This is a genomic window from Pseudoalteromonas sp. NC201, from assembly GCF_002850255.1.
GTDB lineage: Bacteria > Pseudomonadota > Gammaproteobacteria > Enterobacterales > Alteromonadaceae > Pseudoalteromonas.
On the sequence record NZ_CP022522.1, the window covers coordinates 1,261,573 to 1,276,040 of the forward strand.

Annotated in this window: 11 protein-coding genes; 5 read left to right on the forward strand and 6 right to left on the reverse strand. The window is 44.8% G+C overall.

Features of this window, described 5'->3' with window-relative positions:
- Window position 1: 1 nt before the first annotated feature.
- Window positions 2-1,156: a PepSY-associated TM helix domain-containing protein gene (locus tag PNC201_RS05180; protein ID WP_102056390.1), complete on the reverse strand. Its 1,155-nt coding sequence runs from the start codon at window positions 1,154-1,156 to the stop codon at window positions 2-4.
- Window positions 1,157-1,474: 318 nt separating this feature from the next.
- Between PNC201_RS05180 and PNC201_RS05185 the strand changes: the two genes are divergently transcribed.
- From PNC201_RS05185 to PNC201_RS05195, 3 genes are all read left to right on the forward strand, one after another.
- Window positions 1,475-3,610 (forward strand): TonB-dependent siderophore receptor, encoded by a 2,136-nt coding sequence (locus tag PNC201_RS05185; RefSeq protein ID WP_267135091.1) that lies wholly within the window; start codon window positions 1,475-1,477, stop codon window positions 3,608-3,610.
- A 109-nt stretch (window positions 3,611-3,719) separates the two neighbouring features.
- Complete coding sequence (locus PNC201_RS05190) at window positions 3,720-4,301, forward strand: hypothetical protein (RefSeq protein WP_102056392.1); 582 nt, start codon at window positions 3,720-3,722, stop codon at window positions 4,299-4,301.
- Window positions 4,302-4,315: 14 nt separating this feature from the next.
- Window positions 4,316-4,852 (forward strand): hypothetical protein, encoded by a 537-nt coding sequence (locus tag PNC201_RS05195; RefSeq protein WP_102056393.1) that lies wholly within the window; start codon window positions 4,316-4,318, stop codon window positions 4,850-4,852.
- Window positions 4,853-4,881: 29 nt separating this feature from the next.
- Here PNC201_RS05195 and PNC201_RS05200 read toward each other — a convergent pair whose 3' ends face one another.
- On the reverse strand, window positions 4,882-5,460 hold the full coding sequence (locus PNC201_RS05200; protein WP_102056394.1) for a TetR/AcrR family transcriptional regulator: 579 nt from the start codon (window positions 5,458-5,460) through the stop codon (window positions 4,882-4,884).
- Window positions 5,461-5,568: 108 nt separating this feature from the next.
- On the opposite strand from PNC201_RS05200, the gene PNC201_RS05205 reads away from it, so the two are divergent.
- Window positions 5,569-6,768 carry an MFS transporter gene (locus PNC201_RS05205; protein WP_102056395.1) on the forward strand — a complete coding sequence of 400 codons (1,200 nt, stop codon included), beginning with the start codon at window positions 5,569-5,571 and terminating at the stop codon, window positions 6,766-6,768.
- A gap of 17 nt (window positions 6,769-6,785) precedes the next feature.
- Here the strand turns inward: PNC201_RS05205 and PNC201_RS05210 are convergent, their stop codons facing one another.
- The 3 genes from PNC201_RS05210 to PNC201_RS05220 form a co-directional block, all read right to left on the reverse strand.
- On the reverse strand, window positions 6,786-8,231 hold the full coding sequence (locus tag PNC201_RS05210; RefSeq protein WP_102056396.1) for a metallophosphoesterase: 1,446 nt from the start codon (window positions 8,229-8,231) through the stop codon (window positions 6,786-6,788).
- 89 nt (window positions 8,232-8,320) lie between these two features.
- Window positions 8,321-10,309: a hypothetical protein gene (locus PNC201_RS05215; protein ID WP_102056397.1), complete on the reverse strand. Its 1,989-nt coding sequence runs from the start codon at window positions 10,307-10,309 to the stop codon at window positions 8,321-8,323.
- A gap of 49 nt (window positions 10,310-10,358) precedes the next feature.
- Entirely contained in the window at window positions 10,359-11,960 is a 1,602-nt protein-coding gene (locus tag PNC201_RS05220; protein WP_010604103.1) for a hypothetical protein, read from the reverse strand.
- A 368-nt stretch (window positions 11,961-12,328) separates the two neighbouring features.
- Between PNC201_RS05220 and PNC201_RS05225 the strand changes: the two genes are divergently transcribed.
- A complete protein-coding gene (locus PNC201_RS05225; RefSeq protein WP_102056398.1) occupies window positions 12,329-12,802 on the forward strand; it encodes a hypothetical protein in 474 nt (157 codons plus the stop codon).
- 31 nt (window positions 12,803-12,833) lie between these two features.
- Here PNC201_RS05225 and PNC201_RS05230 read toward each other — a convergent pair whose 3' ends face one another.
- Window positions 12,834-14,450 carry a tetratricopeptide repeat protein gene (locus tag PNC201_RS05230; RefSeq protein ID WP_102056399.1) on the reverse strand — a complete coding sequence of 539 codons (1,617 nt, stop codon included), beginning with the start codon at window positions 14,448-14,450 and terminating at the stop codon, window positions 12,834-12,836.
- Window positions 14,451-14,468 lie beyond the last annotated feature (18 nt).

A 14,468-nucleotide genomic window follows, 5' to 3' on the forward strand; every position in this document is an offset into this window, starting at 1 on the left:
TTTACCCTTGTTGTGCTTTTAGTTGTCTTGCATTGCTTCGTTCTTGGCTACGCGCGCGTTTGGTCCGAAGCTGATACATGATAAATCCGGTAACTGACATCCCGGATAAAATACAGCCAAAAATAAACCAGATGACTTTTGTCCAGATCCCTCCAATGGTGCCGTAGTGCAGTGGATCTGTGATGTGCATAACCGTTTGTAAGCCTGTCATTGAATCAGGGTTTGCATGATGAACGACTGTATCATTCCAAGTGTTGTAGGCAATATTAATGCTGTAATCGTCATAGAGTACGTAGTCGTTTGCGCCACTGATTTTAAGCGTATCGCGGTTATGCTCAGGTAGCATGATGTAACTTGGGCGAAAGTCAGTGTACTGTTGTTGGATTTCAGCGAGCGCTAGATCAACACTGGTCTCTACTGCATTCGCGTTTATTGTCGAGTTGGGTATATCCGCAGCATTTAATGTTTCATGATGTTCTAGTTCAACACCAGCATGCCACAGCACCGCTTGCGTTAAATACCACAGTCCGGTGAGGCTCATTACGGTCATAAACCAAAGCGACCATACTCCACTGAGTTTATGGATGTCAGCGGCAAGGGTACGACCTCCTTGTGATTTACGCAGCTTAAACTGAAAAAACGCTAACCAAAACTTTTTGTATACCACCAGGCCTGTGATCAACGCGCCCAATAGGATCAGTGACATAAACGCCACTAAATAGTAACCAACACTGTAGCCATTTTGCCATGGAAATAGCAGCCAGCCATGTAGTGAACGCATAAAGTTAATAAACGTATTGCCGTCATTTATTTCCTGAACAGCCCCTGTGTACTGGTTTACATATGCAAGCGCATAGGGCTTGTCGACGTCGGTAAACATCACCACATAGGTCAAATAGGGCTCTCTCACATTGAGCCCCATGACATCTGCACTTGGGTACTCATCTTTAAACGTGCGTAACACTGAGCCCGCTGACATCTCACTTACCTGACTGGGGTTATATGCCCGAGAATCAGGGTTGGTAAGCCATGTAAGTTCATGGCTGAAAACGGAAATGGTACCTGTGATACAAATAAAGCAAAACAGTAGCCATATTGGCAGTGAAAACCAACCATGCAACTGAAACCAAAACTTGTTGCTTATTTTCTTTGCCATTGTGTGTTCCTAGTTCTTTGAATGACGGCGACAAATGAAAGCTGAGGGAGTATTTGCGCAAAAATGTAAATAAAGTATATCTTTTTAAAAGTGTAAATGGCAATTATATTCATTTGGATGTGCGTTAAATAGCATGTTTTATTCGTTTAGCGGTTTATCTTTCTTGTTTCTTTTATAGGAAAGTTGTTTTAAATTAGTTAGTTACTTATTTTGGGAACGTTCCTTAAATCGGGTTCGAAACTGGTTGTAATTTACCTTAATGTTATTGCTAATGGTTATCATCTGCATTATGATCGTTTCGATTTTTACAATATTAGGATGAACCCAGTGAACACTCTGCCTCTCAAAACGCTCTCATTTGCTGTTATGGCAGCGCTCGGCACGTCAGCATTACAGGTGCAAGCAGCACAGCAAGATAAAGAAGAAATTGAAAAAATAGTTGTGACGGGAAAATACACCGTCAATGAAGTGATAGACACCGCAACTGGCTTAGGGTTATCACTTCTTGAGACGCCGCAATCTGTTAGTGTTATTACCGCTGCACGGATCAAAGAGCAAAAACTCGATACATTAACCGATACTGTGTTAAATGCGATTGGGGTGTCAGCGAAAGAAGTTGATAATGTTCGTAATACGTTGCAGTCACGTGGCTTTGACATTACCAACTATCAAATTGATGGCGTTCCTTTGTCATGGAGTTTGGCAGGTGATTCAGGTGAAACCATCGCGGATGTTGCGATATACGAGCGCGTGGAGTTTGTGCGTGGTGCAACCGGGTTATTAACCGGTGCGGGCGATCCTTCAGCTTCTATTAACCTAGTACGCAAACATGCAAATAGCACCGACCTCACAGGTTTTGCCAGTGTCTCTTTGGGAAGCTGGAACAATAAAGAAGTGATGGTGGACGTTGCCAATGGATTAACTAACGATGGCAGTGTGCGTGGACGAGTGGTCGCGAAGTATGAAGAAGGTGACTCGTATCTAGATCTCTTCTCTGACGAAAGTACCGTGCTTTATGGGGTACTAGAAGCGGATTTAAGCACGCATTCGACGATCCGCGTTGGTGCAAGCTATCAGCGTAACGACCCTACCAGTCCAACTTGGGGGGCATTACCTACTTTCTTTACCGATGGAAGTAAGACAGACTGGGAAGTCGAAAAAACCACAGCTGCAAATTGGACTGAGTGGCAAACTACTGGCACCAATGCTTTTGTGAACTTTAGCCACAACTTTGCAAATGGTTGGGAACTGGTCGCCAATTACAACAAGCTGAAATACGAGCAAGATACAGAGCTGCTGTATTTATTCGGCACGTTGGATAAAACAACAGGTGAGGGCTTAGCGTCTTGGCCCTATAAAAGTACAGGTGAAAGTAACCAAGACAGCTTTGATATCCAGCTTAAAGGTTTTTATCAACTCGCCGGTCGTGAGCATGATTTCGTAACTGGCGCGCTTTACAGTGAGCAGAGTGCCGATACACTCACTTTCGCTACGCTCGATAATGCCTTTTTGCCAGTTGGCAATTTTTACGAGTGGGATGGTAATTTTCCTGAGCCGACGTGGGGCACAGAAACCTCAGTTGCTCAAGATATGGATACCGAGCAAAAAGGGTTTTACGCCGCAACAAGGCTAAATCTTAGCGATGAACTTAAAGTAATAGCGGGTGGTCGGTTGTCGAGCTGGCAGCGCGAAGGCGAAAGCTATGGCGTCATCACTGATTTTGGCGACAATGGCGTATTTATACCTTACGCTGGTGCCTTGTACGACTTGTCGACAACGCAGCGAGTGTATGCAAGTTACACTGAAATATTCCAGCCGCAAAATGCCCAAGACCGTAATGGTGATTTCCTTGATCCAATCAAAGGAAAATCATACGAAGTGGGGCTAAAAAGTACCTATCTAGACGACACGCTGCAAACAACATTGGCGATTTTCCAAATCGAACAAGATAACCTAGCTCAAGATGATGTTGGATACATAGTTCCTGGTTCGGTAAATACAGTCGCGCAATATGCTGCTGAAGGCACAACCAGTAAAGGTTTCGAATTTGAAGTGGTGGGTCAGTTAACTGACGGTTTTGATGTGCATTTGGGTTATTCACAATTCAAAGCAGAAGATGCCAACGGCGTTGAAGTAAATACGGATAACCCAAGAAAGCAATTTAAGTTGTATACGACTTACCAATTTGTGAATGCTTTACCTGAGTTGACGATTGGTGGTGGCGTGAACTGGCAGGATGACACTTATTCAGTAACGGGCAACGATAGGCTAGAGCAAGATGCCTATGCATTGGTTAGCTTGATGGCAAACTACGCACTGGCAGACAATATGGCGCTACAACTCAACGTAGAAAACCTCTTCGATGAAAAGTACTACAGCCAAATTGGCTTCTTTGATCAGTATCGCTATGGTGCGCCGAGAAATTACAGCTTAAGTTTTAGCTATGATTTTTAGTAAATTGTAAACTAACTAGGCGTGGCTGATAGGCCACGCTGTTGTTCATTGTCTATTTATTGCAAGAACTGTAGGCTTGGGGGTAGTACAGTCAAAAAGGAATTTTACAATGAATTTATCCCCTGCTTTTTTGGTCGCTGGCTTTATAGTAAATATGAGTACAGCGTCCGCCACTCCGGACTATCAAAATGTGCTTAACCAGCTACCGCTGCCACCTAATGAACTTACCACTTTACTGCATGACCTAGCGCTACATAGCCTTGAGCAGCAAGCTATGGCTGAATTAATTAAGGGCTATAACCGATTACACAACAAACGGATAGAATGTGCCAACGTTGCGACTGTGTTGAAAAGGTCGCAATTGGACTCACTCAAAATGGATGTAGAGTACTACACCACTGTGCTTTTTTATGTTGATGGTTTGAACAAAAATCAGTGTGAATCTGCGGAGTTTGGCGCTTTTACAAGGACAGTCGCTATCAATTATGTGATGCATAAGAGCCCGAGGGAGCTTAAGCTGGTGAAAGCAATGAACGTGCTATCTTCTGGGCGTTACGCAAATTTTATTGAGTTTGAGGCTGAGTTCAACGCTTTACCTGAGACCGTTAAAATGGCCGCGCTAAGAGCGGATTTTCTTCGAGATAACTTTAATTTGTTTCAAAGCTTGGAGCAAGTTCACGGACACGAGTGATAAAAGGAATATTTGTGAAACCCTTGCTATTAGTTTTGATATTGTTTGCGTTTGCGCCGCAAACTAACGCTGAAACAATGTCAGTAGATCTTACGCCGACTATTGAGTATCCAGTTGAACAACTTGAACCTGTTCAAAAGACGCTGCTTAGTGAGCTATTAAATAGCGTAACACAACTGGGTGATAGAAAAGCGGCATGCGAAAATGTGCGTGTTATTACACCAAAACAATTACACAGTCTTAATATTACCCCGCAGCAGCGAGGTATCGTTTTATCTTATTTTTATATTCACCAAAAAAGGGAATGTGAAGCCGAAGAATATGGCGAATTCGCCAGACTTGTTGCCGCGAATTTAGCGGTGCAAAAGCAGTCAGGAGTCTTAAGGTTCGTGAATGCGCTAAACACGGTAAGCTCCAGCGTTTATTTCGATTATGTTGAAACGGAGTTGGAGTTTAACCAGCTACCAGAAAGTGTTCGCAATAGAACCTACCAAGCCGAGTTTTTACAGCATCCGTTTAGTCTTATGCATACGCTAGAACAGTTCGAATGATTCGGCGTGATGTTCTTATTAAGTAAAATCTAAGCTGGCATAATACGGTTTAATAATTCGTATGCGGTACGTTTTGCATCATCTACGGCTTGATCGGGTACTTGATGATTTGCAATCCAAAGTGCGAGACTCGTTAATCCACCATTGATAAATTGAGCGCTGGTTTTATGCGCTTGAGAACTCTGTTGCGGTGCGATTGCACTTAGTAACTGTGTGATTGATGCCACACACCCTGAAGCTGCTTTTTCGAGTTGTTCAGGCTCTAATACCGACTGCGCATCACGTAATATGATACGCTGTATCTCGGGCTCCGTAGCCATATCCAAGTAAGTTTCTGCACGTTTCAAAAGCGCTTGCTGAGGTGAGGTTTCACTACGTTCAATATCACGGAGCCGGAGATCCATTTCACTATCTAATTGCTGTACTACCGCGTAAAACAACCCTTTTTTGTTGCCAAAGTGATGATACAGCGCTCCTCGAGTGAGTCCTACATCCGCTGTTAGCTCTTCTAATGCAGTCCCTGCAAATCCTTTACTTGCAAAAAGCACTCTGGCTTGGGCCAATAGCTCGCTGCGGGTTTTCTCCATCATGCTGCTTCTTGTTGTCATTTTGCGATCCTTATTGAAAAGCTACGCAATTTATAATTGACATACAGTGTGTATGTCAATTATTTTTACATACACACTGTATGTGAAAATAATCTCAAGGAGAGATCAATGAATAATCCTTACTCCGAAATTTTTAAGATAAAAGGAACTAAGCATTTTAGCTGTGCTGGTTTTATTGCTCGTATGCCGCTCTCTATGATGGCGATTGGGTTAATCACCATGCTTTCGCAACTCTATGACTCATATTGGATTGCAGGTTCCATTGCTGCGCTATTTACCTTTACCATGGCATTTGCTGCGCCGCAGTTGTCGCGACTGATTGATAGGGTAGGGCAACGCAAGGTTGTGATCCCTGCGGCCTTGTTTAGTGCAGTATCTGCGCTGGCATTGTTGCTATTAAGTCACTTGCAAGCGCCACTTTGGAGCCTCTATGTTTTAGCCATGTGTGCGGGCATTATGCCAAGTGTTCCGGCTTTAGTTCGGGCTAGGTGGAGTGCGATACAATCAGATCAAGGCTTACTTAATACGGCATATTCTTTTGAGTCGGTACTGGATGAAATTACCTTTGTGATAGGACCTCCACTTGCGATTGCATTGAGCAGCTTGCTCTTTCCTCAAGCCGGTCCGTTGCTAGCGGTTATTTTGTTTGTGATAGGCAGTATTTGGTTAGTGTCGCAAAAGGACACTGAGCCAAAAATAGAACAAAGTGAAAATCAGACCCGAACTTCCGCACTGGCTAACTCCACGGTTAAGTTGCTTAGTTTGGTGTTATTGGCGCTCGGTGTAATAGTTGGTGCTATCGATGTATTAAGTATCGCTTTTGCTCAGCTGCAAGGGATGCCAATTGCGGCCAGCTTAGTATTGTCGATGTACGCGCTTGGTTCTTGTATCGCTGGGTTTGGATTTGGGGCCGTTAAGTGGCGTGTGTCTATGCCAGTACTGCTTGTACGTTTTGCGATATTTACATTGATCGCGAGCGTACTATTACTCAGTGTTAACCACGTTTATGGCTTGGCGGTAGTGATGTTTATTTCGGGACTCGCGTTTGCTCCAACCATGATCATTGCCATGGGTCTGGTTGAGCAAAGCGTACCAAAACGCTTACTCACTGAAGCCTTAACTTGGCTAATTACCGGGCTCGGTGTGGGGATTGCAGGTGGGGCTGCGTTGACCGGGTGGGTCGTTGAACACTTTACCGTGGATCTTGGATTTGGGGTTGCAGTGGTCGCTGCTGCTACCGTGGTGCTACTCGCTTGGTATCAAAAACAGGGCGGTACCAGGCGAGTAACTCAAGTTGTCAGTGATTAGGATGTATAAAGTCGCGCTTACTTCGCGCGACATACCGCTTGTTTATCTATAGTTTCGCTGCTGCAGGTTAGAAAAGCGGCACCACTTTCATCCAAAAACTCTCCTTGCCACGCGCCATCTTTGCCAAGCTTAATGGATAAAAAGCCGAACTTACCTTGTTCGTTAACGATTGCGTTTTGGCTATCAAGTGCATAATCAAATTCGCTAAAGGCATTGGTATCACTGAGGCTGACGCCGCTATTGCCGACAACGATTTGCGCAGGACGTGCGGTACTGGCAGCAAAGGTGGAAGACTGATAAATATGCATATGTCCAGCGAGTGATAAAGTGACGTGTTCAGGCAACTTACCTTGTCTGGTGTTCTTCAGCGCGGTTTGCAACATCACGTTTAGCGTGTCTTTGGTTGTCGGGTCTTCAACGCCCCAGATGGGTCTGTGGCTCATAATCCACATGGGTTTGGCTTTGAGTAGTTCGCTTCTGACATTAAGTCGTTGATATTGCTGTTGGTAGACTTTTGTTAGGCCATTGTCTGCACTGGCATCACAGGCATTGGCGCTATCCATTACCCAAACACTGAGCGGTTTTAAGTTGATGGTATAGGAGTTTTGCACAATGATATGGGCACTTGCAGATTGCGGCGGTTGATTATAATCCCCTTGAGATGGACATTGCTGTTGCTCAACGGCATCAGGAAGATTGGCTCCCGGGCCAAAAAAGTAAAACCAGCCAATTCCTGCGCGGCTACAAAGTTCATGATTGCCTCGTGCAAAAATCCATGGTGCGGTTGCTGAAAGATCCGTTGTTGCGGCAAAAAAGTCGGCTTGCCAGTTGCTCCATGTATCTGGTCTTGGGCTATTTATCGCGTTTTGACTGTAGTAGGTATCGTTGAGACCGCAGCTAGTACCACCATATCCACCATCGCCTGCGTCATAAGCATAGGTATCACCGGAAATCGCACCTCCGGTACCTCGATAGTTGAAATCCCCCATATGGAGCAACAATTGTGGTTGTTGCTTTGCCCCTTGCTCTGCGAGGGTTTTAAACGGCTCGGCAGCAGTGTTGTTTTCGCAAACTGATGACTTACAGCCAGTGTCGCCAAAAACCGCAATTTTATTCGGATCGAATGTCACGGGCGCTAACGAGAATTGACTATCACTGACGGTATAAGCCGTGTTTGGGGAGATTTTCGCTTCGCATACAGAGACTGGAAAATGTGTTTGGTTCGGACGCATTGCTCGCAACTGCATCGGCATAGATTTTTTACCAAAGAGCAAGCTTGGGCATTGGTTGGCGTCGCTGAGCACGCCGTCAACAACGACGCGCGCGTAGATATTTGGGGCTTCTGTAGTGGAAGGCGCGAACATTGAGTAAGCGCCTAATACTTTGGTATTCGCTTGTTGGACTGCAAACGTGCTGCTACAAGCAATTAAATTGAGCGTCGCAATAGCGATGATGATGCGCATGACTTCATTCCTTTTTGAACAGTTGAATGAAGTTTAATGCATTGTTAACAATTTGCGAGTTTCGAATACGAATATCTTGCTTCTGCTGGTTATTGGTGGCTACAGCGGTAGAAGCCGGTGACTGTGTCTTGGCTAAAGCGTGTGCCGTTAACATAGGTGTCTTGGTTGATTTTACCAAACTGCGCTAGGTTAAATTGCAATCGTGCAAGCATTTCAGCACTCGAGGCCTGTTCAAAGGTTTCTGTTACCGGTGGATCGCCAACAAAGTTGGTATACCAAGGAAACCAAGAATTATCCTGCCCACTGACTGTTTGGTTCGGATAATAATTCCCTCCTTGCCAACGGTCGAAGGTAAGGTCTTCGAGGCTAAATAGGCCAAAACCTGGCTGTGTCATACAAGCATCAGCCGCCTGATACTCAGGGTAACCTGAGCTGGCAGCAAAATGATTACAAACATTATGTGGCAAATTACTGCTATTCGCTGCTTGATATTCCACCTTTCTAAACATCACAGGATGTGCGGGGCTTCCTGATGGGTAGACGATATTTGCCGCGACAGGTGAACCCCAGCGATAATGGTACATGGCCACAGCCAATCCTAAATCTTCCTTACTGGTGGCAACATTATCTGGATGAGTCCACACTCCACCCGGATCGGTTGGCGTTGCCCCATTTTTAAAAATAATCCCATATTGATTGTTTTCTAATTGATTCATTAGATTTGGCGTTGTGTTGTCAACCACCGTCGTTGGGATCATTGTGCTTGCGGCATTGGGAGTATAGGTGAGTGTTGGGTTATTTAACGCCTTCCAGCATAGCAGGCCATAACCATAGCCGTTGGCTATCATCGGGCAGCCAGACATTGCTGATGCCGATTGGTTGCTTTCATATGTATGTGTTGTTGAACGTGCCGAAACTTCGCCGGAGCTAACCAATATTCCCCACGCATTGCGAGTAATGCGAATATCAGCAAACTCGGTGTCAGGAATAAATACCGTTGTGGCCGAAATAACCTGTAGCCCTAAATCTAGTTCTAGTAGAGAGGTGGCAACGAGGGCGTCTTCATGAAGCTTTGGATACTGCGTCATAATCGTTTGCTGCGATGGTTTAATCACAGCGTCTCTTGGTGATAACCCTAATAAATATAAGCGATCATTATCAAGATAGCTTGCCAGTAAGCGTGATAGCTCAAGTTGCGCGATTGGACGCTTGGCTTGTATATTTGAGTTGTTATCCGTGAGGGTGAGGTCGGTATTTTGAAGCAGCAACCAGTGCTTATCACTTAGACCCACAACCTGAGTTTGATTAAGTATGTGACGAGATACGCTATCAGCTTGGCGAGTAACAATTAAACTATCGTCATTCAACGAATAGCTAGACTGTGTGGTGTCATTGTGGTGATGACGCAGCGCCGGTGGCTGATATTGTCCGATTAAGGTGGTAAGTTCAATGCGAATTGCGTCGCGAGTACTTTGAATAAGCCAATTTCCGGTTTCATCTCGAACAAAAATAGCCGGACTATATTGACCAGATTTATCCACGCTAAATGCTTGCCAAGTGGTATTACAGGCTTTGGCGCAGGAGGAGAAACTTCGAGTAAGGGATGACTTATCTTTTGCCAGAGATTCGTCATAGTTATCATTAAATACAAAGGGTAACTCAGCTTTACCCGACGCGAGTTGTAACGTGAGCAGTAAGCGCCGTTGATTGCCGCTGGCATAGAGTCTGTTTTCTTTTAGATAACCGAGCTGGAGTTGAGAGTAACTCTCTAACTTTTTCATGTTTCCAGCTTCACCTTGATAGCTGGGCTCATACGTCTCGCTATTGAATGGTGCGGTTTGCTCTAATTGGGGAAATTGCAACGTTTGTTTGCAGGCATCTTCTGCGCATGTTTGTAAGGTGATCCTTTGGTTCTGATACTGAAAAGAATACCAAGGTGAAAGGGCTTGATAACCTTGTTGTCCTGCGTGAAATAATAGCGGTAGGGTTGATGTATCGTAGTGCTCTGACTCTGCTGAGGCGTTAACACTCAAAGACAAAGCCCAGCAGGTAAGCGTGGTGGCGATGAACTTATTCATAATCTTTCCTTATTGGAGTAGGGCAGCGCATGGCCACCCTTAGCAAAGCCTAGTGAATGATGCCTTGGCGTTGGCCTGCATTAACGGGTTTGTTGAGCTGCACAGAGAGCCAGTTTTCAACGTCACTACGTAACGACGCGTCGCTATCTGGACCGGATTGTGACGAATAGAACCATAACCCTGTTGGTGCTGGGGCATTGACATTGCTGCCGCAGGTAAAGTGATTTGCTGCATACATCACCGCGCCTGAGCTACCATATTCGTAATGACTGTCCGAATAACCACCGTAGCCTCTGGCTTGCACCCGACCTTTCGAATCAAGGGTAAAGTGATACACCTCATTGGGTTGCAACAAGAAAGGGCTGACGTCGGACGAATCAAAGCGCGCGCGCATTGTGGTGGTAACACTGGCTTGATTACCCGAACGCGTGATCATGCCTGCCAAGTTGGTGATAAGCGCATCGGCCAATTGACCGTCCAGCAAGCTGCCAGGGTTGCCATTGACGATGGCTGAAGTAATGCCAAGTGCCGCTTTGACGACTCCAATGGTGGAGTTTAAATTCCATGTGGTGTTGTATCCCATGGCTGCGCCACCGGCTTTATTGAACAAGATGACTTCAGGTGCAGCTCCTGGCAAATCGACCGCAAATTTTGCGCCGTCAGTTGCATGTGAATTGGTACCTTTTGACCAGATTTTTTTAGCTTGCCCGGTTACATGGTAGCGAGCTGAATAAGTGCCTCTGACTTCTAAATTTCCCGAACAGGCATTGCTTTGATTACATGCAAATCCCCCGGTGTCTGCACACAACATTTTGACGTGGAACTCTGTCGAGTTATGGGCTGAGGTGTTATCGAAACTGAGCGCTTTATTTTTTGACCAACGTTTCCCCTTAGCTGAGTGAAAGGCGCCGTAGGCTGAGGTATTGACATAAGCATGGTGCTTAGAAAAACCACTACCATCGCTGGTGGATGTGCTCCAAGGCGTTTGGGTTGATGGGTAGTTAGTGACTACTTGGCCTGTGCTGGTTGAAGGGGTCACCATCTGACATGAGCATTGTGACTTAGGCCCGAAGATGGGTTTTTTAGTCAGCAATTCTTTTAATTCGGCAAGAGTATCTGACGGTAGCGTCCTATCGTATTCAAGTACCGAGAGCCCTTTACGTTTAGGAGCTGCGTACTCCTTGTGCCAAGTGCTGTAAAGCTGCGATGCATTTCGCTCTAAATGTTGGCTGAGCGTTGGCACTTTTTGCTGTTGTGTCCATTTTTCGAATACCGTCGGTTTAAATTGAATAAGATATCGAGTAAAGAAAAAGTTATCTTCAGGCGTTTGCTCGGTAAAAGCATTTTCCCATGCTGATAACACGTTTTGATCTAAAGCTTTTGCTTGGCTTAGCATCTCTCCATCTCGATAGTCGCGGATCAAGCTATCGACATAGCGGTCTAATTCATATTCTTCGTCGTTGTCGGAGATATATTCAAGCAAGGAAACACGGTCTTGAGACCAGTTTGAAATGGCTTGCCACACTTCTGGGCTTACTTGAGAGGGGGCCATTTCTCCATATTCTTCTGCGGCTTGTAGTGAAATACTACCCAGTAACAACGTGCTGGTAACTAGGCTGACTAACTTTGGGGTGAAATTTCTCTGTTTCATTTTTCTATTCCTTCATCGTTGTGCTGAGTCAACATGCCTCATGCATTGTTAACTTGCCTTGTGATGTTGGAAACTTTTTCAGCGATTGAATAGGAGGTTGTAGGGCCAGTTAGGGTCAACTTGGGTAAAACCTTTGATATTAAACGGACGCATTGGGTTAGGTAAGTTTTGATATCAAGCTGTGATAAATAAAAACTTAAATATCAAAGGTCTGCTTATATTTTTACCCGAATTTACCCAATTGCCCCGTAACTTTTGCTGCAATCAATATTCGCTTGAGGCAGGATTTTGCTATCGCCGTTATTGGAGTCTCAGCGTGAGTACATTCGCAATCGAGTAACGGTGTCATAACCAATAAGGAGACAGTTATGAGACGAGTAATAGTAGTATTGGGAGCAACTTTGATTGCGAGCTTTGTACAAGCCCATAGCCCAGAAATGATAGCGCAGCTCGAAGTTGCTGATGGGGCGAAATGTCCAAAGCGGCAAACGATTTTGCTAGGTAAAATGACATTAACTGCTGGCACCTTTAAATATTTACATAGTGAAGGAAGTAACGTTTGTACCAGTCCTAAGCAGAGTATTCCTGGTCGTATTACACCACAACTAGATTGTGGCCAGTTTGATGATTGGCGACTTGCTTATGATATGGGTAATAAAATGTGTCAATCTCTACATCATAATATGAAAGGCTTTAGTAATAGCCTAAAACCTGATATGACAGTGTATCCACGCTTTGAAGGACCTTTTGAATTCAAAGGAGACCGTCATCACCAAGAGTATGATGCCGGTATGGGCGTGACTTTAGCATGCTATTTATGTGAGACCGCGACGGATAACTAGAGAAGGGGCAAAAGCCCCTTTGTTGTAGATATCAAGTAGCGTTGGAGCACGCTATGATTTGCTCCAGTTGTGCAACTTTTTGAGAAAGGGGCGCAGTATCGAAATTAGCGTCTTGGCATTGAGTGAGTACATATTGTGCCGTGGTAACAATATTTCGAATACGCGGCTTTTTGGGCAGCGTTTTGATATTAAGATAGCGTTCAAGAGTGCGCACTCGTAAGCGACCATCATCGATATTCACTTTCCACACTTTGCTTTCTTCCGCTAATTCGACACGAGTTTTGCCACTACTTTGCTCCCAAAGCGTCAAAGTGAGTGTCATTACCTCAACCATTAATTGTCTAGCGGCCTGTTCATCAATGCTCGTATGTTTACTGTGCACGCCATGAGTATCGGCGCGGGCGGTATTGCGAATAAAGCAGTAAGTAACCAAAACACCTGCTAAAAATGTGATAAACCCGACGAGTACATGAGACAACATGCTTGTCTCTGTTTGGCGCTTAGGCGCGGTCAAGACGTTAGCGCTTTGAAGGCGAAATTGATAAAGGTTTTCACTCTGTACACGACTACTTTTAAGCATGTCATTATAACGCTGTGCGGTCTCTACTGCTTCTTTATAAGCGTGTGTTTGTAGCTGGGACTGCAATAAGGCAATGTAAAATAATTCGGTAAGCTGACTATTTTGCTGATTATGTGCTTCAAGTCCCTGTTTAAGTAACGTTTGTGCAGTTAGGTTATCGCCCTCAAGCTGCTTGAGTTTGGCTTCAATAAGCAGTGCTCGCTGATCCACTTTACCGTGTTGAATTAGTTGCCGAGTACGTTTAAATGAAGCAAGTTGCTGTTGTGCCTGAGCGATATGATTTTGAGCAATGGCAATTTCGGCCAATAATAAATAGGCTCGAGACAATTGGGTATAGGCGCCACTTTGTGTCAAAGGTTGAAGTAAATCTTCAATGATTTCAGTTGCTTTGTTGTAGTCGCGCTTTTTGTAGAAGACTTCCGCTATGCTTAGCAAGGTGTGGTTCGCTTTGACCTGGTCGCCGGCTTGTTGGTGGAGCGCATGGGCTTGACGAAATGAGAGAATGGCATCATCCAACTGATTAATATCCCTCGACACATTCCCTAAATTATTAAGTGTGATCGCTTGTCTCTGCAGGTCATTTGTTGCTTTCGCTATTTGGTAGCTTTCTAAAAATAAAGTAAGGGCGGTATCTAGATCTCCGAGTGCCTGATAAGCATTAGCTAAATCGTTTGCCGATTTACCCAGGAGTTCGTTTTGTTGCAACTTAGCCGCAAGCGTTTGCGCTTCGTGGAAGCTCTCCAGCGCTTGAATATAATTGCGCTGGCGGTAACGATTAATACCACTTTGTCTTAACACCTGAAAGCGCTGAAGTGTGGTTAACTTCCATGCCATCAACTCATCCAGTATTTGATTGCTGAGCTTTATGTCACCCGCTCGACGATACAAGCTCACAAGCTCAAGATGTGCATCAAAAGCTTGAGCACCGTTGGGTTCAAGCGTTTCAAGATGTTGCTTACAAGACAAAATTTGGCTTGTGAGGTTAGCATTATTAGCACTTGGGCATTCTGAACCATGCGCCGGTAACACAACGAGCAGTAATGCGAAAAACAAAGCAAGCAAAGGCATAAATATTAGTCTAGATAC